The sequence below is a fragment of the Chitinophaga eiseniae genome (assembly GCF_012641265.1).
In the GTDB taxonomy this organism is placed as follows: Bacteria; Bacteroidota; Bacteroidia; order Chitinophagales; family Chitinophagaceae; genus Chitinophaga; species Chitinophaga eiseniae_A.
Map to the genome: position 1 here is coordinate 213,406 of NZ_JABAHZ010000006.1, position 22,607 is coordinate 236,012.

Sequence of the window (22,607 nt, forward strand, 5' to 3'; positions counted from 1 at the left end):
TTAGAAAGTAAGGTTCAGGCCCACGTTGATCAACTTATTCTGCGGATACTGTAACCCGTTTTCATCTGCAATCTCAGGCTCTATACCCAGGGATTTCACGTTGTCTATTGAAAACAGGTTATAGGTATTCACATACACCCTGGTCTTCTTGATTTTTACCCTGTCCAGTAAGTTCTGTGGCAGCGTGTATCCCAGCTCCAGTGTTCTTAATCTCACATAACGCACATTGTGCAACCAGAAGGTAGACGGCTTGTTGTAGTTGCTGTGGTCGCCGCGGTTAAAACGCAATGGAGGGTTCTTCCCGGGGATCCATTTACTGTTCACATCAAAAGGATCTTCGCGGTGCCAGCGATCGTCGTAGAACTGACGGAGCAGGTTACCACCATTCTGGAAGGGCCAGCGCATTTCCCAGTTCTGGTTGTAGGAATACATAGCGCCACCGGAGAAATCGGCTGCAAAGTCGAAACCGTTCCATCTTACGCCCAGGTTAAAGCCAAAGTTAACCGTAGGGTTGCCAGTGGTTTGATAACCAATGGGGCGCATATCCCGGTCGTCGATCACATTATCGCCATTCACGTCTTTGTAAATAATATCGCCGGGCAACAGGGTTTTATTTCCCTGGCCATCTATGTTAACGGGGTACTTACTGATCTGTTCCGGCGACTGAAACTGCCCGATGGCCTCATATCCCCAGTAAATATTACTCCACCTGTTTTCCTGGGAATTCCGGTAATGATCCCATGAGTTGCCCCACACGGGCTTATAAGACTCCAGGAAACGGCTCCTGGAATAAGACACGTTACCACCTACTACAAAATTTACTTTCCTGATATTAGAGGTGTAGGCAATGGAAAACTCGCCTCCTTTCTGGGCATCGCTGTTTACGTTTTCATCCGGCAGGTTGTAGCCAATTTCGCTGGGCACCAGCACATCGTACTTGCGGCCACGCAGCCCGGAACGCTTACGGTTAAACCAGTCGATCGAGCCATATACTTTACCATTCCACAGCTGGTAGTCTATACCTATATCCGCAATCTTACTTACAAACCACGACAGGCGGTTATTAGGCACCCCTTTATCGCGGGAACCCCTGATCACGGTACCATCCAGTATAACGGTAGAAGTACCGTAGGTATAACCCGGCATATAGTCATACGCGCCTATGCCAATATCATCATCACCCAGTTCACCATAGGAAGCGCGGAGTTTCAATTCTGTCAGTACGGAACTGCCACCCATCCAGCGTTTGAAGAAGGGCTCCTCTGTTAGCCGCCATCCGGCAGAAACAGAAGGAAAGAAACCCCATCTTTTATCCGGCGAAAACTTCCAGGAACCGTCATAACGGCCGGCGAGTTCCAGGAAATACTTATCGCTGAATGCGTAGTTGAAGCGGCCTATATAACCCACACGGGCTTCGCTCCAGTCTTTGTCGTTATAGGTGTCCATATCGGAAAACTGCAGCAATGGCAACAGGTTGCTCTTCGGTACTGCATGTACCCATACATCCAGCTCCCGGCGCTTGATGCGTTCAGACACAACGGTAGCACCGATGGCGTGCCTGCCGAAAGTATTGTTATAGTTAATTTGTCCCTGCACTACGTTTTCCAATACTTTGTGTGTTCCTCTCTCCCGCCACGGGTTGGAGCTTCCGCCCGTGCGCAGGTAGGTATCTGTTTGCGGCTGATACGTATAGGTATCGTACGTATATTCGTGTCCGTTCATCAGCTTATCTGCAAAGTAGTACGAGTACATACCTTTCAGCGTAAGTCCTTTAATAGGTGTTTCATAAGACGCGTTGAAGTTGGTTTGCAACACCCGCCAGTCTTCTGTCCAGTAGCCGGAGATGGCTTTGGTTTGCACGGCCCAGTTCTCTGTATTATGACCTATATCATTCGGGTAAAGCGGGTTGTCGTTGGCGTAAGGCCGCTCTGTAGGGCGGTTGCGGAATAAGGCGAAACGCGGCGCCCAATAGTCATCACCGCCAGGTACGCCGGGATTGTCTCTTTCTTCAATGCGTCCATTGATCTGCACGCCAACTTTGATCCGCTTGGCTACCTTGGCATCCACATTACTTTGTATGTTGGTACGGTTGAAGTCGAACTCTCTTCCCAGCACCGATTTCTGATCCAGGCGGGTAACGGACAAATAGTAGTTAATATTTTCCGTTCCCCCGGTGGCATTTACATTTACAGAATATTGGGGCGCATTTTTCTTGATGATGAAATCATACCAGTCGAAGCTGCGGTAACCTTTTTCTGTGCCGGCTTTCCACTTATCCAGTTCAGCCTGGGTGATGTCGGTATGCGGATTTTCTGCATTCATTTCTGCGTCGGCCTTGGCCAGCATCCACTCATAAGCGTTTACTGTTTTTGGGAAACGCGACCAGTTTTGCCATCCCGTGTAGGCGTCTACGTTAATGGTGTTGCTGCCGGCCTTTCCTCTTTTAGTGGTGACCACTACCACCCCATTAGCTGCTCTCACCCCGTAGATAGCCGCAGAAGCGTCTTTCAGCACAGAAATACTTTCAATGTCATTGGGGGAGATGTTGTTAAACTGACCGGCATCCTTCTGGATACCGTCAATCACATATAATACATTCCCAAAGTTACGCACCTGGATATTGGCGCTGGCGCCGGGGCGGCCGTCGGGCATACGAAAACTCACGCCGGGTATTTTACCTGCCAGTGTAGCGCTCACGGTGGAAGCATGTACCCGTTCCAGGTCTTTGCTGGTAACGCCGGAAATGGCGCCTGTCACCGATTCTTTTTTCTGGGTACCATATCCCACCACAATCACTTCTCCTAATCCTTTACTATCTGTTTCCAGTTTTACATGCTGTACATTTTTGTCGCCTGCGGACATTTCCTGTTTGACGTAACCTACGTAGGAAAATACCAGTATCGCATTTTTGTCGGGCACCGACAGGCTGAAAGCGCCATTAGCATCGGTGGAAGTGCCTTTGGACGTGCCTTTCACGCTTACTGTAACGCCGACCAGGGCCATGCCCTTGTCATCTGTTACTTTACCGGAAACAATGATATCTGCCGGAGCAGCGTGGCCCATAAGGGCGCAGAAGAGCAGTAATACCGACAGTAACGGGCATAGCCCGGCCAGTATTACATTCCGCATTGGGATGCGGATACGTAATCGCTTTTTCATAACATTATTTTTGTGTGGTTTATTGGACTATCAGTTTTTCATAACTGTCAGTTTTGGTTGATCTTTCAAATAATTACTTTACAACGGGAAATGCTACGATTCTTACCTTGGTACATCCATACGGTACCAGGCTGATGGTTTCTTCCTGCTCGTTTACACGGCCTTTATAAATACCATTTCTATCTGTTACGGGTTGTGGCGCTACATCATCTACCAGCTTCCATTCCGGGATCTTTTTCCCGGTAGCGGTAATCGTTACAGGGGCATGCTCCAGGTTCCAGACAAACTGGTCAGTTACCGGTTGCACCTGCGTTATTTTCAGGTATTGTGCGGGTGATTGAATAATTTTTTCCGGAAGTCCGTAGTTCCAGTCACCGGTAGGATAGACACTGAAATAATCACCTTCTGCATCATCATGTCCTTTTTCCCAGCGTTCTCCTACCTTTAACGCATATACGATAGGACCTCTTTCCACGGCGCGTGAATTACGACCCCAATTGGAAGTGCGCAGCTGCATAGGTAGTTGCAGGGTTACCTGGTCGCCATTGCGCCAGTTGCGCTCCAGGGTAATTACCTGGCCGCCTTTTTCACTGCGTATTTTCTCACCGTTGATCATCACTACCGCTTCTTCACACCAGGCGGGGATGCGCAGTTGTAAAGGGAATGCTACTGCCTGTGACATTGCCAGGTCAAAACGCACCTGCTCATCAAACGGGTAAGCGGTTATTTCTTTAATCGTTACCGCGGTATTTGTTTTTCCTACTTTGGCGGTTACTTCATTGGGACTGTAAGTGAGTGCAGCCAGGCCATTGCCGGCGGTGCTATACCACAGGTGGGAAGCGAATTTCGTCCAGCCCTGGTGCATGTTGGCGAGGCAGCAGGTATAACCGCTTCTCATCCCCAGCACATTATTCATTTCCCGGTCAAACGGCAGGGAAAAATTAAATACTCCCCTTTTGATATTCACCTGGTTGGCCATCTGGAAATACTGCTTATTGTTGTAGTCGTCGGTGGTTTGCGTAGGCAGGGCATTAAAGGTCATTCGCTCCAGCGCGTCCATATAAACGGGATCGCCGGTGATACCGATAATTTCTTCCAGAGAGAACATAGATTCTACGATGGCGCATAGCTCAGTTCCCTGCGTAGGGGCGTTACCGTGCAGATCTTCATCAGCAGAAAAAATGCCCATCGGCAGTCCATGCAGGTGCATCAGGTCGGCGAAACCGGTGTGCAGGTCCTGCAGGTATTTCTTGTTGCCGGTACGTTGATAATCCAGCGCGGGCACTTTAAGTCCCATTCCCACATTTACACCGTGCCGGCGCATCCAGTGCTGGTCGTTCTGTTGGGCGGCGGCGTCTATTACCCAGCTGCGGTTGCCCAGCCAGTCGCTCCAGGCAAACGCCTGCGATTGCAGCAGGTTGGCCAGTTCCAGCAGTTGCTTGTCTTTAGTGATCCCGTATAGCCATTGTGCCATCATCACATTCTCCGATCCCCGGGAAGTAGCCCATTCTGTCCATTTACCCAACGGGCATTTTTTCAATGCCTGTAGCTGGTAATTAAAGTACCGCGTCATAAAAGATAAAACGCGGGTATCATTTGTCGCCGTATAATATTGTTGCAATACCTTTAGCATCACCATCTTCGGCCACCAGTCTTCGCCCTGATCGGCGTTACTCACGTTGATGGTTACACTGCCAGACCGCTCTGCATTGGTAACCGGGCCAAAATACCCGGAAGGCCGCTGGTGCTGCAGGGTCCAGTCGATATATCTTTTTACTTTCTGTTGCAGGGCCTTGTCGTCCAGCAGGTAAGCCAGGGGCACGGCGCCATCGAGCCAGTAAGGTGTTTCTTCCCATCCATCCCCTTTTCCGCCGAGCCAGCCATTATCCTGTTTTACTTTATTGTATACTTCATCGAGGTGGCCAGTACTGCCGTCGCGCATGATTTGCAGCTGATGCCGCAACCATCCCTGGGGCCTGATAGCGCCCAGTGGCAATGGCTGGTACACAGGCACTACAAACGACGAGGTGTCTGCACTGGTAACCTGCGGATGCATCGCATCCGCAGGTCTTATTCCCACAGCAAAAACAGAAAGAATCAATAAACCAAACTTCTTTCGTTGTTCCATCGTCAGGGTTTTAAGGTTACCAGTGCTGGGTTATATAATTTCTGATGTACTTGTTTCAGTTGTTCTACCGGCACCTTCTGTACTTTACGGTCGTAGGTCATTAAACCGTTGATCTCTACTTCCACATCGGTGGTCTGTGTATATACAGCGGCCGATAGTCCTTGTTTGATCAATGTTTCCAGGCGATCAGTAAATCCGCTGTAACGTTTAAACAGATCGTTGGCATTCTTAAAGCTCTGATAACCCCAGTTATCTTTTTGTTGCCATACGTGCCCATCTACCGGCAATCCCAGTCCCCCGAATTCTCCCAGCACAATAGCGCGCTTGTCGCCATAAACAGCCGGATCCGGCATGGCTGGCTCAGGGTAGTTATGCAGGTCGATGATAGGCCCTACGGGGTAAAAGTTACCACCGCTGGCGGTATTCACCAGGCGGGAAGGATCTTTCTGCATAGTCCACTGGGCAATATCCATCGTTTTAAACTGGCCCCATGCTTCGTTGAATGGCGTCCATACTACGATAGACGGGTAGTTGTATAAATGGTCGATAATAGCATTCCATTCTTTCCGGTAGTAGCCTTCCGATTCGGGTGAGCGATGCTGATCGGTGGCGCGGTCGACGATGCCGGGACGCGGCTCCCAGCCATTACCCAGGTCGCCGCTGGGCATATCCTGCCATACCAGCATACCTAACAGATCGCAGTAATAATACCAGCGGGCCGGTTCTACTTTGATATGTTTACGGATCATGTTAAAGCCCATGGCTTTTGTTTGCACGATATCGTATTTCAGGGCTCCATCTGTAGGCGCGGTATATAAGCCGTCGGGCCACCAGCCCTGGTCCAGCGGACCAAACTGGAATACAAAGCGGTTATTCAGTAACATGCGCTGGATGCCATTGGCATCTTTACCAATAGAGGATTTGCGCATCGCGAAATAACTCTTCACTTCGTCTATTACTTTTCCTTTACGCGTTACCGTTAGTTTGAGATCATACAGGAAAGGCGATTCCGGTGACCACAGTTTGGGCGACGCAATCTTCAGTACGGCATTGTCGCCGTTGATCACTTGCTCGGCAACTTTATTGGCGCCGTCGAAAGCGGCCACTGTTATTATATCACCGGCTTTTGCATTGGCCACATTGGGCGTTACCGTGAGCGTTTGCTGATCAATATCCGGTGTTTGGCGGGTACCGGCAATATAAGTATCTGCTACGGCTTCTACCCATACGGTTTGCCAGATACCGGTTACAGGCGTATACCAGATGCCTTCTGGTTTTACTACTTGCTTACCTCTTGGCTGCGGACCGTCATTGGTGGGGTCCCATACCCGCACTACAATGTCTTGTTTGCCTTTTTTAACCAAGGCGGTAATATCCAGTGTAAACGGATCAAAGCCTCCCTCGTGCTGACCGGCTTCCCGTCCGTTTACATATACGGTAGTACGCCAGTCGGAGGCTCCAAAATGCAGTAATATCTTCTTTCCCTGCATGACGCCGGGTAAGGTAAGCGAGGTATTGTACCAGAGTTCATTGTCTTTACCTACGTTGCGGCCTACGCCTGACAAAGCCGATTCCACGGCGAAAGGCACCAGTATCTTTCCATCCCATGCAGCAGGTTTTTCCTTTCCTTTTGGTTGAATAGCATAATTCCACAGGCCATTCAGGTTTTTCCAGTTGCCTCTTACCAGCTGTGGACGTGGATATTCCGGCAAAGTAGCGGCAGGTGATACCTGTTCACTCCAGGGCGTGGCAATTTTACCAGCCACCATTTTCCATTCCTGCTGTGCGTTGGCGGTGTTCCAACCCCATCCTAAGGCCAGCGCAAAAAATAGGTACGTCTTTTTCATATGTATACTTATAGTGATTTTATTCTCCGGAAGGTCTTTTTACAGGTGTATTTATTTTCACCGGCTCTCCAAAATCCGGGCGTCCATCGGGTCGCCAGGTAATCTGTTGTATACGCGGATTACGCGCGCCTCCGCAGCCTTGTCCCGCTTTTGAATTGGCATGATAGATAATCCAGTCTTCGCGCCCGTCCACTGATTTAAAAAAGCCGTTGTGCCCTGGTGCGAAAGCACCATTTTCCGGTTTGCTTTTCAGCACGGGTTCAGGCGATTTGGTCCAGTTGCCGGGTTGTAAAGGATCTGCATTTTTTTTCAGGGTCATGATACCCAATGTATAATTTTCTGTCCAACACCCACAGGCAGAAAATACCAGGAATACCTCTCCCCTGTTATTCTTTAATATTTCCGGTCCTTCATTCACCCCGTTCTGCTCCCAGGCATATTGAGGCGCGGCTATTTCCACCCGGGGCGATACCAGGGTCCAGGGATTGGACATACGGGCAATATAGAGTCGCTGTACGTTGTCTTTACCATTATGTCCGCTCCAGATAAAATAACGCTGGCGCTGATACGTAAACACCGTCCCGTCTATCGCAAAATAGTCGGCGGCAGTATCTTTTATTTGTCCCCGGTCAGTCCAGGTGCCGGTGGTAGGATCTTCCGCCGCATTCTCCAATACAAAGGTGTGCTGGGGATGGATACTGTCTGAAGATCCCGCGGTATAATACAAATACCATTTATTATCGAGCCGGTGCAGTTCCGGTGCCCATACATCCCGCACATTCGGCCCTTTTCGGAGTGGCGTCCATACTACCACTTCCGGGGCTTTGCCCAGTTCAGACATCCGCGCGGTTTTACGGATCACCAGGTTATGCCCCGTGGTATGCAGGTAATAATAATATCCCTTATGCTGTATCACCCAGGGATCGGGACCGCTACCCAACAGCGGGTTGGTGAATACCCCGGTGGTATCAGCTGCGGCAGCCCTGCAAACAGCGGTGATCAATAATAAACATAGCAGGGAAAGTAGCTGGCAGACTTTCATAACATGGACATTTAGCAACTGCGTTATTTAAGTGTAAAAATCACGCTTAAACACTTCCTCAAAGAAAGCATTTCCCTGGTTTTTCCGGGCGTCTGTTTATCTCAATTTTTATCTCTTTTGTATCATTTTAGCTTTTAACGGAAAAAACTATAGTTTTAAGCCTCACCAGTTACTTAAATATACATGCCTAAAGGCTATCGCTATATCTTTTTTCTACTATTGCTGGCGGTCACCAAAACATACGGACAGGCCGAAAGCTTTGTGCATTACCAGGTAGAAAACGGCCTGTCACACAATGCCGTGATCTGTACGTTACAAGATAAGCAAGGCTTTATGTGGTTTGGCACCATGTACGGGCTCAACCGCTTCGATGGCTATACATTCCGCGTATTCCAGCGCACCGAAAAGCCCGGGGGACTGGGCGCTAACTTCATCCTCAGCCTTTTTGAAGGCGATAACGGGTTGCTGTATGTAGGCTCCGACCGGGGCGTATTTGTATATAACCCACGTACCGAACAATTCCGGGAACTGGATAAAAGAACGACTGGTGATATACATGCCATCACAAAAGACAAACAGGGAAACATATGGATTACTTCCTCCGGGCGCCTGTTCCGCTATTGGTCAGCCACCGATAGTTTATATCCTATACCAGCGCCATTTAATATTTCTTCCATCTGCATTAACAGCGATGACCAGTTATGGGTAAGCAGTATCGATGGCAAAGTAGCCTTATATGAACCGGGCAAAAAAAGCTTCAACACCTTCGATGTATTTGCCCACTCCCCTGCCGTGAACAGCAACTGGATTTCCAAAATTGCCGCCATCGGGAAAGATTCCTTGTGGATATGTACTACTACACAGGGCATTAAACTCTTTGACACCCGCACGCATACTTACCAGGACTTCTTTATTATTTCTCCCGAAAAAACTGAAATATATGCGAGGGACATCATTTGCCGCCAGCCCGGAGAGTATTGGGTAGCTACCGAATCTGGTATTTATGTTTACCATCTTCCTGGTAATAAAGTAGTGAACCTGAGAAAGCGATACAATGATCCTTACTCCGTATCAGACAACGCCGTGTATAGTTTGTGTAAAGATAAAGAAGGCGGTATATGGGCGGGGACTTACTTTGGCGGGGTTAACTATTTTCCGCATCAATACACTTCCTTCGAAAAATTCTTTCCTAAAACCGGCGAGGCGTCGCTCGGAGGCAATGCCGTCAGGGAAATTCACAATGATCAATACGGCCATTTGTGGATAGGTACCGAAGATGGAGGGCTCAATAAATTTACGCCGGCTACCGGCGACTTTGTCAATATCAAACCCGTACCACCTCCTGCTGTGGGCTTGTCACATACCAACATTCATGGTTTACTGGTTACGGGCGACTCCCTCTGGATAGGTACTTTCGAACATGGACTGGATATGATGGATATCCGCAGCGGAAAATTCATCCGGCATTATGCCGCCGGTCCGGGTCCCCACCAGTTGCACAGCAACTTCATTCATTCCATGTTACAAACCCGCGATGGGCAAATACTCATTGCCACCACGCGTGGCCTATATCAGTACAACCGTCAGCGTGACGATATAGATGCCGTGCCAGAGGTACCCGATTATTTGTTTTATGTATCCATCTTTGAAGATCATGCCGGCACCATTTGGCTGGGCACGGTCAGAGATGGACTGTATTATTACAACCGGCATACCGGTAAAAAAGGCCTTTACCTGCATGATCCGGCTAACAGCCGGAGTTTGAGCAATAACCGCGTAAACCGGATCTTTGAAGACAGCCAACAGCGGCTATGGCTGGATACAGACGATGGCCTCGATCTCTTCCATCCCGAAAGCGGGCAGTTTACCACCTACTCCACCCGTCATGGATTTCTCAGTAACATGATGTTTGGTATGCTGGAAGATAAAAGCGGGCATCTGTGGGTAACCACTTCAAAAGGACTGGCTTGTTTTTCTCCTAAAACCGCAAGCGCGGTGGTATTTACACAAGCTAACGGGTTATTGAATGATCAGTTTAATTACAACTCTGCCTACCAGGATAGTAGCGGCAATATGTACTTTGGCAGTGTAAAAGGTATGATCCGGTTTAATCCAGATCACTTCCTGCGCAACAATTTCCAGCCACCCGTATATATTACCGGCTTCCAGGTGTATAACAAAGAAGCGCGGGTAGGCGATGTATTAAAAAAATCGATTGCCTATACCGATACTATTGTATTGTCGCATGACCAATCATCGTTCAGCATCGACTTTGCGGCGCTCAGCTATACCTCTCCTGAAATGACGGCCTATGCCTATAAGATGGAAGGGCTGGATAAAGACTGGACCTTGCTGGCGACCAACCGCAAAGTGTATTTTACACGATTGGCTCCGGGCAATTACCATTTCATGGTAAAAGCAGCCAACAGCAGCGGCAAATGGAGTGTATCGCCGCGGGTATTATTTATAAAAATACTGCCCCCCTTCTGGGCCAGCTACTGGGCCTATGCCGCCTACCTGTTATTATTGGGCGCTATGATATACGCCATCATTTCCTGGTACCATCAGCGTGCGTTGCAAAAGCAAAAGCGGCAAATGGAGTTACTGGAACATGAAAAAGAGAAGGAAATATACCAGGCAAAAATAGAATTCTTTACCCACCTGGCGCATGAAATACGTACGCCACTCACCCTTATCAAAGGACCTATGGAAAAGGTGATCCGTAAGTCGGAAGAGGTGCCACCTATCCAGAAAAACCTGCGGATCATGGAGCGCAATACCGACCGATTGCTCGACCTCACCAACCAGTTGCTGGATTTCCGTAAAACAGAGATCAATGGTTTCAGTCTCAATTTCGTACATACCGATATCTCTGAACTGCTGAAGGAAAATCATCTGCGTTTTACGCCGGCGGCGGAGCAAAAGAATATCCGTTTTAAAATAGAATTATCATCGCTCCATTTCTTTGCTTATGTAGATGCAGAGGCATTACAGAAAATACTGGGCAACCTGTTGAACAACGCCATCAAATATGCCGCTACCCGCGCATCCATACACCTGTTGCCAGTAAGCCCAACAGATACTACCTTTACCATCCTGGTAAAGAATGATGGGTATATTATTCCTCCGGAGATGAGAGAAAAAATATTCGAGCCGTTTTTCCGGGCTCAGGCCACGGAGGCGCAATCCGGCACCGGGCTTGGATTATCATTATCGAAGTCACTCGCTCTTCTGCATAAAGGCAGCCTGGAACTGCTGCCTACAGAAGCGGGGCTCAACATTTTTTCCCTTACCTTACCTATCCACCAGGAGATAGAATTTAATTTGAGCACATGGAAAACAAACCGTTGATATTACTGGTTGATGATAATGAAGAAATACTGTCCTTCATTGTCGATGACCTGGAAGATAAATATAAAATAGCGACTGCCCTGAATGGCGCCGCTGCCCTGGAACTATTACAGGAACAGCCGGTACAGCTGGTGATCAGCGATGTAATGATGCCGGTAATGGATGGTTTTGAATTGTGCAGTATTATTAAATCGCGGGTAGAGTCGAGCCATATCCCGGTGATACTGCTCACCGCCCGCAACACCATGCAATCAAAAATAGAAGGGTTGGAATTGGGCGCCGATGCCTATATAGAAAAACCTTTTTCACCAGAATTTCTACAGGCACAGATAGCCAGTTTGCTGAGCAACCGGCATAAAATAAAAGCCTACTATGCCAGCACGCCGCTGGTACACCTGAGAAGCATGGCGTATAACAGCGCCGACGAACAATTCCTGGAGAAGCTGAATGACCAGATTAATCAACATCTCACCGATACCCACCTCGATGTAGAACAACTGGCAGACCTGATGAATATGAGTCGCCCTACCTTTTACCGAAAAATAAAAGCCATCTCAGATCTCACCCCGCATGAGCTGATTAATATTGCGAGACTCAAAAAGGCTGCGTCATTATTATCTACCGGCGCTTACAAAATCAACGAAGTAGCGGAGCTATGCGGCTTTGCGTCGCTGACAAATTTTGGTAAGAACTTTCAAAAACAATTCGGTATACTACCTTCCCGCTATGTAGCACAAATACAATCTGAAAAAGGACAGTAACGAAATTTTTTCACGCGAAAAATTTCAGTACATTTGCTGAAAGCTGTATCTATAAACCTGTTGCAGCGATTTCCATTCCCATAAAATCAAATTGTTACCTGCATTATTAACAGTTAACCTTTTCGATTTTTATGGAGATTAAACCTATCTTTATTCCCATCACCAATGGTGATTCCGATGGATTGTATTCGATGCATTATTTAAACTCATCCTGTAGTGAGTATAACTGCACAATGAATTTTTGGCGAAACAGATATGCACTGTCTGCCTTTTTCGAGCACAATATCGCTGATCTTGAAAGCGGCTTTTGGGGAAACATCACTATTGAAGATGCGATCAATATAACCATCAGTGATGCCAGGCTGTTTGAACGAACGCTGTCGGTCTATTGCCGGGACAGCACACGGGACTTGCAACATATCTTTCAGCCTTTGTTTGACAGCGAGTACCGGTTAATTTCACTTCAAAAAAGCAAAGCTAAGTTAAGAAGGAGGTGGTTGAGATTATATGCATTACGGATAGATCGGAATTGTTTTATAATTACTGGTGGCAGTATCAAGTTGACACACAACATGAATGCGCCACACCTACGGGAAGAATTATTGAAATTGGAAAGCTCGAGGACATTCCTCCTATCAAAGAATATTTTATTTCCTGAAGATTTAAACACAATGTTATGAATGAACTAAGAAAAAAATTGGATGAACTGACGGCCGGTGATGATGGCGAAGAATCCAGGATTTTTTTTGCCAGGGTGGCATTTGAGGAGGCCAATAAAGACTGGCTGGTAAAATCCGGGGACATCATCATGACGGTTATACATGTGATGTCGAGGCTAAAACTTACACCTGCCGATATGGCAAGGCAGATGGACCTTCCGGAAGAAGAAATGTATAAAATTCTGCGAGGCGATCAAAACATGACCTTGCAAACAATTGTGCGCCTGGAAGCAATATTTGGCATCGACTTTATCAAGACTGTCAAGGTTCCCGCTGCCAACAAAGCCCTCGACGAAGTGCTGTTGCAGTATTCCCGATAGTCTGTAATGCCTGCTCCTAAAACCATACGCCCCATTGCTTTTCTACCACTGTTGCCGTTTGTTACCAAAACTTTGTCTTGCTTCCCCGCAGGAAAAACGATATATTAGCAATCATTCAAAGATCCGGAAACTGGCATCTGACACATATGTGCGCTGATTTCTCATCGCCATAAACGTACAATACACGAACCTTAAATCGATTTTTACTGTATGCATCTACCATCATTGATCATTGACCTGGCATTAATTTTAGGAGCGGCGGGAGTTATTACTTTATTATTCAGAAGGCTAAAACAGCCGATGGTGCTAGGGTATATTATCGCGGGATTCATAGTAGGACCGAACTTTCATTTATTCCCTACCATCGGAGATGCCGCGGGAATAAAAACCTGGTCGGAGATAGGCGTTATTTTTCTCCTGTTTTCCCTGGGACTGGAATTCAGTTTCAAAAAGCTGATGCGGGTAGGAGGCACCGCCACCATCACCGCATTTGTAGAAATAGCCTGTATTACCGTGGCCGGGTACTTTACCGGTCAACTCATGGGCTGGGGATTTATGGACAGCCTTTTCCTGGGAGGATTGCTGGCCAGTTCTTCTACTACCATCATTATACGTGCTTTTGAAGAACTGGGTATCAAGAAAAAATCCTTTACCAAAATCGTATTTGGCGTACTGGTAATAGAAGATATTGTGGTGATCCTCATGATGGTGTTACTGTCTACCATGGCGGTAAGCCGGCAGTTTGAAGGCACTGAAATGCTTTTCACCATCGGTAAACTCATGTTCTTCCTGGCCATCTGGTTCCTGGCTGGCATCTTCCTGTTGCCTACCTTCCTGAAAAAGATGGAACGCTATATGAATGGCGAAACATTGCTGATACTCAGCATTGCCCTTTGCCTCGGCATGGTGATCCTGGCCACCAAAGTGGGATTTTCAGCAGAATTGGGCGCATTTATCATGGGTTCTATTATTGCCGAAACTACGTCGTCCGAAAAAGTTGAACACCTGATACAGCCGGTAAAAGATTTATTTGGTGCTATCTTTTTTGTATCGGTAGGGATGCTCATCAACCCGGAAATGATCGTGGAATACCGGTGGCCGGTGCTATGGATCACGTTATTAACATTAACCGGGAAGTTCCTGAGCACCACGCTGGGCGCCCTGTTATCCGGCCAACCGCTGAAACAGGCGGTACAGGTAGGTATGAGTATGGCACAGGTGGGGGAATTTGCCTTTATCATCGCCACGCTGGGGCTGAGCCTCGGCGTAACCAGCGAGTTCCTGTTTCCCGTAGCCGTGGGCGTATCTGCGGTTACTACCTTTACCACCCCTTATATGATCAAGTTTTCCCTGCCACTGTATAACTGGCTGGAGAAGATCATCCCCTCCCGCTGGCTGGATGCGCTGAACCGGTACAGTGCCAGTTCACAAACCTTACAGGCCGAAAGCGACTGGCGGATTGTATTGCGCAGTTATGTGAGAGTGATCGTACTCAACAGTGTTATCATGCTGGCCATTATCCTGCTCAACACTTATTATATTGGCCCGTTTGTGCTGAAGTACCTGCACAATACTTTCTGGGCGCGACTGGTATGCGTGATCATTGGCATTGCCATGATGTCGCCTTTTATCTGGGCGCTGATGGTGCAAAAAATATCCAGTATCTCGTACAAGGCACTATGGCTCGACTCTAAATATAATCATGGCCCGCTGGTAGTGGTGGAAGTGGTACGTAATACCGTAGCCGTATTGCTGGTAGGTTTCCTGGTAAATCAATATTTCCCGTTCTGGCAGGCACTCTTAGGCATTGGTATTGTACTGGCCTGCGTACTACTGGTGCTGCGCTCCCAATTACAGAAATATTATAGCCGCATAGAAAAACGTTTCCTGGCCAACCTCAACGCCCGGGAAAATGCAGATGCTGCGGCTAAAAAAACAGCTGCCGCCGACCTGCTGCCCTGGGATGCCCAGGTATCAGAAATTGAAATTGATCCCTGGTCGGAATTGGTAGACAAACCATTGATAGACCTGCAGCTGCGGGAAAAATATGGTATCAACGTAGGCGCCATCAAAAGAGGGAATGTCACCATTTACGCCCCTACCCGCGATGAAAAACTTTATCCACATGATGTTATTACCGCCATCGGTACAGAAGCCCAGCTGGAAGAATTTAACCGGGTGGTAAATACCCTTAACATAGAAAGAAGCGATGATGTAGCCGATGAAAATATCGGTTTAACCAGCCTCGTGGTAGATGAACACAATGGCCTCAAAGGCCAGACCATCCGCAATTCGGGCATCCGGGAAAAAACAAAAGCCCTGGTGGTAGGCATTGCCCGTGGTGGGGAAAAAATCCTGAACCCTGCCTCTGAAACCGTATTTGAATGGGAAGATGTGGTGTGGCTGGTAGGTAACCGGAAAAAAATCCTGGAGTTTTCCACGAGTAAGGATAAATGATAACAACAAAAAGGTGACGGGTGAATACCCGTCACCTTTTTGTTTATGCCTTTTGTAAAAACGCTCTTAACACGTATTGCAGGATACCGCCATGGCGATAGTATTCGATTTCTATCGCTGAGTTCAATTTACATTTTACTTTAAATGTAACCGGGTCGCCCGATGCCGGGGTAGCCGTTACCGTTAACTCTTCTCCCGGTGTAAGCCCATCGGCAATGCCATGGATACTGAACAACTCTGTACCAGACAATTTCAACGTAGCAGCGTTTTCATTCTCCAGGTATTGCAACGGCAGCACCCCCATTCCTACAAGGTTACTGCGGTGAATACGTTCATAACTTTCTGCGATCACCGCTTTTACACCCAGCAGGTTAGTTCCCTTGGCGGCCCAGTCGCGGGAAGAACCGCTACCATATTCCTTTCCAGCCAATATGATGAGCGGTATTTTGTTGGCGGCGTATTGCATAGCTGCCTCATAAACAGGCAACACCGTCCCGGTAGGTATGATAGTGGTAAAGCCACCTTCTTTAGGCGATAATTCGTTTTTTATACGCACGTTGGCAAAGGTGCCACGAATCATTACTTCATGGTTACCGCGACGGGAACCATAAGAATTAAACAAACGGGGATCAATACCCCGGTCCAACAGGTATTTACCGGCGGGCGTATCTGGTTTAAATGATCCTGCAGGAGAAATGTGATCCGTAGTCACCGAATCGCCCAATTTCAGTAAAACGCGGGCGCCATTGATATCTTCCGGTGCAGCTGGTTGTGCCGGCAATCCATTAAAGAAAGGCGCTTCCCGGATATAGGTAGAGTCCTGGCTCCAGTGATAATCCTTTCCCGAAGGCGCCAGCAACCCACGCCATTGCTCATCGCCATCAAAAATAACCCGGTATACGTCCTCAAAATCTTCCCTTTTCACGGCGGCAGCTACGGCGTCATTAATTTCTTCCTGGGTAGGCCAGATATCCCGCAGGTATACAGGCTCCCCATTAGGATCGTAGCCCAGTGGGGCCGTCAGCATATCCACATCTATACGGCCGGCAATGGCGTAAGCCACTACCAGTAAAGGCGAAGCCAGGAAATTCATCTTTACCTGCGGATGTACCCGGGCTTCAAAGTTCCGGTTGCCCGATAATACGGAGGCTACCACGAGGTTGCCCTTGTCTACCGCTTCTGCAACGTGCGGCGGCAGCGGACCACTGTTACCTATACACGAAGTACAGCCATATCCGACAATATGAAAACGCAGCGCTTCCAGTTCGGCCAGCAAACCGGAACGCTTCAGGTATTCGGTCACCACCCTCGATCCCGGCGCCAGGCTGGTCTTTACCCAGGGCTTTACATACAATCCCCGGCTGATCGCCTTCCGCGCCACCAGGCCTGCACCTATCATTACGCTGGGGTTGGAAGTGTTGGTGCAACTGGTAATAGCGGCAATCGTGATGGCGCCATCGCTTAACACGTATTCCTCGTTTTTCAGCTTAATACGTACCGACTTCAAGTAATCCAGTTCCACGGCCACCTCTTCTGCTTGCTTCTGTATTTCGTAGGTAAACGCGGTACCAGAGCCACCTTCCGACAACCAGGCCGTGTCCCGGCGTTTGCCTTCCGGCGTATACATGCGTTTGAATTCCTTATTGAGCAATGTTTCAAACTCGTTGTGCAGATCCCGCACCAGGATACGGTCCTGCGGGCGCTTAGGCCCCGCTACAGCAGATTGTATCTGCCCGAGATCCAGCTCCAGGATATCAGAATAGATGATCTGCTCATCGCCATGCCGCCAGAGCATATTGTCTTTGCAGTAAGATTCCACTTGCGCAATCTCGGGCTCCGGGCGATTGCTACGCCGCATATATTGCAAGGTTTGCTGATCAATTGGAAAGTAGGTAACGGTACAGCCAAATTCGGGCGACATATTGGAGATGGTGGCGCGGTCGGGTACCGATAAGTGATCCAATCCATCGCCAAATACTTCCACAAATTTATCCACCACCCCATATTTACGTAATAGCTGGGTAATGGCTAATACCATGTCGGTAGCGGTTACACCTTCGGTCAGCCGCCCGGTGAGCTTTAACCCGATTACCTGGGGACAGGAAAAATAAATAGGTTGACCAAGTATGGCCGCTTCTGCTTCTATACCACCTACCCCCCAGCCCAATACGCCGATCCCGTTTACCATGGGCGTATGTGAATCGGTACCCACCAGGGTGTCGGGAAACAGCCAGCCATCGCGGCTGATCACGCCTTTGGCCAGGTATTCGAGGTTTACCTGGTGACAAATGCCCATGCCGGGAGGCACCACCGTAAAGTTATCGAATGCCTGTTGCGCCCATTTCAGCAGCTGATAACGTTCTTTATTGCGCTCATATTCATAGGCCACATTTTTTGTATAGGAATAATCGGTACCGAAAAAATCTACTTGTACAGAGTGATCTACAACCAGGTCGACCGGGATAGCCGGATTAATTTTGGCGCCGTCCTTCCCTTTGCGGATCACTTCCGCCCGGATAGAGGCAATGTCTACTACGGCGGCTACGCCAGTGAAGTCTTGCATCAGTACCCGCGCGGGTTTAAAGGGAATTTCCTTATCGGTTCCTCCCGGTTCCCAATTCACCAGGGTGTCGAGATGCTCGTCGGTAATAGCGAAGTTGTCGTGGTTCCGTAATACATTTTCCAATAGGATCCTGATAGAAAAAGGCAGGCGGGAAATTTGCCGTCCTTCCTTTTCCAGTTTGCTGAGAGAAGCGATACTAGGCTGCATAGTGAGAAATTGTTTTATAGAAACAATACCGCTGGTAATTTGTTTATCAAAAATCACCGCGAAAGGCAGAAAGCCGTTGCCCTAAACTATCGGCAACAGCGGGTAACATTACACTATAAATATACCTCATTATAAATGGTTTGTGATAGGTTCATAAGAAAATAACCCTGCTATCGCGATGCATGATGGATGCCTAGTTTTAACTATAAATACACCTCAAAATGACCGTACAGCTAAAAGTACCCGCTACTTCCCGCCTCGTGCTGGAAGCTGCCATGCAGCTCTACACTTCGCCGCTGCAACAGCAATATATTGCCGCTATCGACTTCAGTGAAACCAGTCGTATTTTTTACGAGCTGCAACGCAGTTTTCCACAGATAATAGATACCATCTGCCTGCGTAAACAAAGTATACGGGACCAGTTAAAATCGCAGCTGGTTACTATTTCCAGGCCACAAGTCATTATCCTGGGCGCCGGGCTGGATCCATTGTCTTTATATCTCCTGGAAAATTATCGGGAAAATATTAGCCGCATTATAGAAGTAGATAATGGGTATATCGAAGAAAAACAACACATCTATCATCATCTCGTTCCTGTGGAGGCGCAGATACAATTTGTCAAATGCGATGTTACCGATACGGCGCTGCTATGGAGCAAACTCCTGGAAAATGGCTACCAGGAAGATATTCCTACTATTATCATTTTTGAAGGCGTGATACATTACATCAGTAATGAAGCGTTTATCCAGACCATGCAGTTGTTTAAAACAGCGGATCACCGTAATCATGTGATGCTGGATTATTCGGTGTCGGAAGAAAACCTGGTCCCCTCCTTCCTGCCCACCTACCGGGGTATCCGCGAGGTGATGGAATCTTATATTGGTAAGCCTTTCAATGTCAACAGCCGGGCAGATATGGCAGGAGTACTGTACCAGCTCAATGCGTCGCTGGAAACATTGGAACCATTATGCGATATCGAAAAAAGGGTAAGAGGTCATCATCATTTTTTTCATCTGCCCGGCGAAGGAATTATAGAGATGCTGAGTTTTGCGGTGTAAGCAGGAACCACGGTTCATCGGGATAAGACTCACCCACCACCACGGGCTGTCCTATTTTAGGCGTGGTGATCTTCATGCCCCGTGCGGCCGCGCTGGCAGTGACGCGTTTGGCCGATTCATTCCAGGGATGGTTGGCCAACGCAAATTTAGCCCAGTGTACAGGCAACAATACTTTTCCTTTCAGGTCGATGGCTGCCTGTACGGTTTCTTCTGGCTTCATATGGATAAAAGGCCAGTTATCGTTGTACTGGCCGCATTCCAGTATAACCAGGTCGAAGGGACCGTATTTATCGCCAATGGCCTTGAAATGGCTGTCGTAGCCTGAATCGCCGCCTATAAATAATTGATAGCCGTATATCTGTAATACAAAAGAGCTCCACAGGCTACCTCCCCGCTTCAGTCCCCTGCCGGAAAAATGTCGTGCAGGCGTCGACGTTAGCATTACTCCCGGCGCTACTTCACCGCTTTCCCACCAGTCGAGTTCATGAATATTGTTGTCCTTCACCAGGCAGGATTGCAGATCGCGACCCACGCCCAGGGCGGTATAGATCATTTTGGTATGAGGCTTCAGCTGGGCTAGTGTTTTTTTATCGAGATGATCATAGTGATTATGCGTGATAATCATCAGGTCTATTTCGGGCATATCTGCCGGTGTATAGGCATCTGCACCCGGGAAAGCCTTGATCATAAAAGACATAGGAGATGCGCTCCCGCTGAATACCGGGTCTACCAGGATATTGAAACCCTTTACATGCACCAGGTAAGAAGAATGTCCGAACCAAACGATCACTGGTTTTTCGGAGTACAGCGTTTTCAGGTTGTTTTTTACTGAAGGCAGCGGCATGGGGGGCCGTACATCCGCCGGGCGCTGAAAGGTTTCTCTCAGCATCTGGTAATACGTAACATCGTCCGGCTTCATGGGAGTGGGCGAAAAGTTCTGAAAAGCGCCTTGCTTAAACTGCGGCGACAACCGGATCCTGTCTTTTATAGAAGCTAATTTTTGCGGCATATCTTAAAGTTAAGAAACTCGTGATATAAGGGAGACGGATACCCGCGCCGGATATTTTAGGATAGCATAAAAAAAGACCTGCCCCGAAGGGCAGGCCTGCATTCAACCTATCTTTAAGCAGACACTTTACCGTGCCAACAATCTTTTCCCCCTGGCCATCAGGCGCAGCAGGCGGGTGTTTCCATAAAAGGCCGAATGATACTTTGCATCGGCCCGGCGGCGTTCACCATAGGCTCTTAATACGGCATCGGCGGTAACGATACCGGTTATTTTCTTTTCTTCGTCCAGTACTACCAGCACATCCGGCCGGTAACTGTCGAATAATTCTGTTACCAGGTTAATATCGTCGGAAGCATATACATAAGGTGCTGCAACTTCCAGGTATTGATGAACAATCGTTTGATCGGCCTTGGTCAATGTTTCCCGGTTGAGGTAGCCTTTAAAATGCCCGGCTTCATCTGTTACCGGGAGGTATTGGTAGTAATAGGCACCGTTTTGTTGCAACAGTTGTTGTGCCTGTACCAGGGTCATGTCGTAACGGAGCGCAGCTAACGGGCGACTGATCACTGACGCCACATTGATGAGCTGCATCACATCCGGGGTATACTCATCTGGTGCAGATACGCCACGACGGCGGATTTTTTCCGTCATGATACTTCCTTTCATCAGGAAGAAAGAAACGAAGTAAGCCGCTGTACAGGCGCCGATCAACGGCAGCAGTCCATGTGGCTGCCCGGTAGTTTCCAGCGAAAAAACGATGGCGGTGAGCAAGGCGCGGGAGGCGCCGGCAAACATGGCAGCCATACCGATAAGCGCGGCGGTAGCAATGTTGATATCACTACCGGGAAATAGCTTCTGTACCACTATGCCCATTAATGCGCCCAGTGCGCCGCCAATGGTGAATAACGGGGCCAGGGTACCACCGGAAGTACCACTACCCAGGGAAATTACCCAGGAAATATACTTCAATACACAAAGCGATATCACCAGGGTTAACGGCACGTTACCCGTAAGCAGGCTGGTAATATTATTATATCCCACCCCCATGGTATGTGGCGCATAATAACCTACCACACCTACGACTACCGCACCTAAAGCGGGCCACCACATCCAGTGGACAGGCAGCTTTTCAAACATGTCTTCTACGAAGTATACCGATTTTGATACATAAGCCGCTACTACACCCACTGCTGCGCCCATGAGCACATAAGTCACCAGCGCAATGTCGGATACCGCAGGAATGTCGGGCATCGCAAATACGGGGTGTGAGCTGAATAGCAGGATGTGCATACCGGCGCCGGTAATACAGCCAATGGCTACCGGTATCACGGAACGGGGCGAAAACTCAAACAACAATAATTCAATCGCCAGCAAAATAGCTGCCAGCGGGCTTCCGAAGATAGCCGACATACCCGCGCAGGCGCCGGCGGCCAACAATACCTTTCTTTCAGCAGAAGAGATATGGATCACCTGGCCGGTGAAAGAGCCGATAGCTCCCCCCGTGGCAATGATGGGACCTTCCGCGCCAAAGGGACCACCCGTACCAATAGAAATAGCGGCAGATATAGGTTTCAATAAAGTAATAACCGGCGGGATCTTGCTTTCATTCAGGATAATGTTTTCCATGGCTTCGGGAATACCGTGTCCGCGGATGGCCTTGCTGCCAAAACGGGCCATGATACCCACTATAACACTACCAATAACAGGTACAAGTACCACCAGCCAACCCAGCTGATTGCCGGCCGGCCCTTCTTCTCCAAATGAAAACTTTCCATAAAACGACAAATTGGTGATCAGATTGATCAACAGCACCAATCCCTTTGCCACGAAGCCTATTACCAACGCATTGATACATGCCTGTATACTGAGATAAAACACTCTACGGGACATATTTCCGGCAAACTTCTGCTCTTTTTTATGATTCATAATATATAAAATGACAACCTCTTTTTAAAAAACACCACAAAAATATGATCTAAATCATAT

General features: G+C 48.2%; 12 protein-coding genes. 5 read left to right on the top strand and 7 right to left on the bottom strand.

Annotated elements, in window-relative coordinates; genetic code table 11:
- From HGH91_RS23040 to HGH91_RS23055, 4 genes are all read right to left on the bottom strand, one after another.
- Positions 1–3,159 carry a SusC/RagA family TonB-linked outer membrane protein gene (locus tag HGH91_RS23040; protein WP_168741151.1) on the bottom strand — a complete coding sequence of 1,053 codons (3,159 nt, stop codon included), beginning with the start codon at positions 3,157–3,159 and terminating at the stop codon, positions 1–3.
- A 73-nt stretch (positions 3,160–3,232) separates the two neighbouring features.
- Positions 3,233–5,287: a beta-L-arabinofuranosidase domain-containing protein gene (locus tag HGH91_RS23045; RefSeq protein WP_247651823.1), complete on the bottom strand. Its 2,055-nt coding sequence runs from the start codon at positions 5,285–5,287 to the stop codon at positions 3,233–3,235.
- Positions 5,288–5,289: 2 nt separating this feature from the next.
- Entirely contained in the window at positions 5,290–7,134 is a 1,845-nt protein-coding gene (locus HGH91_RS23050; RefSeq protein ID WP_168741152.1) for a glycoside hydrolase family 2 protein, read from the bottom strand.
- A 19-nt stretch (positions 7,135–7,153) separates the two neighbouring features.
- Complete coding sequence (locus HGH91_RS23055) at positions 7,154–8,176, bottom strand: family 43 glycosylhydrolase (RefSeq protein WP_168741153.1); 1,023 nt, start codon at positions 8,174–8,176, stop codon at positions 7,154–7,156.
- A 183-nt stretch (positions 8,177–8,359) separates the two neighbouring features.
- Between HGH91_RS23055 and HGH91_RS23060 the strand changes: the two genes are divergently transcribed.
- From HGH91_RS23060 to HGH91_RS23075, 4 genes are all read left to right on the top strand, one after another.
- Positions 8,360–11,527: a two-component regulator propeller domain-containing protein gene (locus tag HGH91_RS23060; protein WP_168741154.1), complete on the top strand. Its 3,168-nt coding sequence runs from the start codon at positions 8,360–8,362 to the stop codon at positions 11,525–11,527.
- Positions 11,509–12,288 (top strand): response regulator, encoded by a 780-nt coding sequence (locus HGH91_RS23065; RefSeq protein WP_168741155.1) that lies wholly within the window; start codon positions 11,509–11,511, stop codon positions 12,286–12,288. Before HGH91_RS23060 ends, HGH91_RS23065 begins: the two co-directional genes overlap by 19 nt.
- A 676-nt stretch (positions 12,289–12,964) precedes the next feature.
- Complete coding sequence (locus tag HGH91_RS23070) at positions 12,965–13,327, top strand: hypothetical protein (protein ID WP_168741156.1); 363 nt, start codon at positions 12,965–12,967, stop codon at positions 13,325–13,327.
- 210 nt (positions 13,328–13,537) lie between these two features.
- Positions 13,538–15,784 carry a cation:proton antiporter gene (locus HGH91_RS23075; protein ID WP_168741157.1) on the top strand — a complete coding sequence of 749 codons (2,247 nt, stop codon included), beginning with the start codon at positions 13,538–13,540 and terminating at the stop codon, positions 15,782–15,784.
- Between the two features lie 43 nt (positions 15,785–15,827).
- On the opposite strand, the gene acnA is transcribed toward HGH91_RS23075, so the two are convergent.
- Complete coding sequence (gene acnA, locus HGH91_RS23080) at positions 15,828–18,554, bottom strand: aconitate hydratase AcnA (protein ID WP_168741158.1); 2,727 nt, start codon at positions 18,552–18,554, stop codon at positions 15,828–15,830.
- A 221-nt stretch (positions 18,555–18,775) separates the two neighbouring features.
- Between acnA and HGH91_RS23085 the strand changes: the two genes are divergently transcribed.
- Positions 18,776–19,612 (top strand): class I SAM-dependent methyltransferase, encoded by an 837-nt coding sequence (locus tag HGH91_RS23085; protein ID WP_168741159.1) that lies wholly within the window; start codon positions 18,776–18,778, stop codon positions 19,610–19,612.
- Here the strand turns inward: HGH91_RS23085 and HGH91_RS23090 are convergent.
- Positions 19,584–20,621, bottom strand: a complete 1,038-nt coding sequence (locus tag HGH91_RS23090) for an MBL fold metallo-hydrolase (protein ID WP_168741160.1) — start codon at positions 20,619–20,621, stop codon at positions 19,584–19,586. The genes HGH91_RS23085 and HGH91_RS23090 overlap by 29 nt on opposite strands.
- A gap of 126 nt (positions 20,622–20,747) precedes the next feature.
- Entirely contained in the window at positions 20,748–22,547 is a 1,800-nt protein-coding gene (locus HGH91_RS23095) for a chloride channel protein (RefSeq protein WP_168741161.1), read from the bottom strand.
- Between the last annotated feature and the right edge of the window lie 60 nt (positions 22,548–22,607).

Excerpts from the sequence above, each read along its gene's own strand:
- HGH91_RS23040 (WP_168741151.1), bottom strand. The coding sequence starts at position 3,159 with ATGAAAAAGCGATTACGTATCCGCATCCCAATGCGGAATGTAATACTG.
- HGH91_RS23045 (WP_247651823.1), bottom strand. The coding sequence starts at position 5,287 with ATGGAACAACGAAAGAAGTTTGGTTTATTGATTCTTTCTGTTTTTGCT.
- HGH91_RS23050 (WP_168741152.1), bottom strand. The coding sequence starts at position 7,134 with ATGAAAAAGACGTACCTATTTTTTGCGCTGGCCTTAGGATGGGGTTGG.
- HGH91_RS23055 (WP_168741153.1), bottom strand. The coding sequence starts at position 8,176 with ATGAAAGTCTGCCAGCTACTTTCCCTGCTATGTTTATTATTGATCACC.
- HGH91_RS23060 (WP_168741154.1), top strand. The coding sequence starts at position 8,360 with ATGCCTAAAGGCTATCGCTATATCTTTTTTCTACTATTGCTGGCGGTC.
- HGH91_RS23065 (WP_168741155.1), top strand. The coding sequence starts at position 11,509 with ATGGAAAACAAACCGTTGATATTACTGGTTGATGATAATGAAGAAATA.
- HGH91_RS23070 (WP_168741156.1), top strand. The coding sequence starts at position 12,965 with ATGAATGAACTAAGAAAAAAATTGGATGAACTGACGGCCGGTGATGAT.
- HGH91_RS23075 (WP_168741157.1), top strand. The coding sequence starts at position 13,538 with ATGCATCTACCATCATTGATCATTGACCTGGCATTAATTTTAGGAGCG.
- acnA (WP_168741158.1), bottom strand. The coding sequence starts at position 18,554 with ATGCAGCCTAGTATCGCTTCTCTCAGCAAACTGGAAAAGGAAGGACGG.
- HGH91_RS23085 (WP_168741159.1), top strand. The coding sequence starts at position 18,776 with ATGACCGTACAGCTAAAAGTACCCGCTACTTCCCGCCTCGTGCTGGAA.
- HGH91_RS23090 (WP_168741160.1), bottom strand. The coding sequence starts at position 20,621 with ATGCCGCAAAAATTAGCTTCTATAAAAGACAGGATCCGGTTGTCGCCG.
- HGH91_RS23095 (WP_168741161.1), bottom strand. The coding sequence starts at position 22,547 with ATGAATCATAAAAAAGAGCAGAAGTTTGCCGGAAATATGTCCCGTAGA.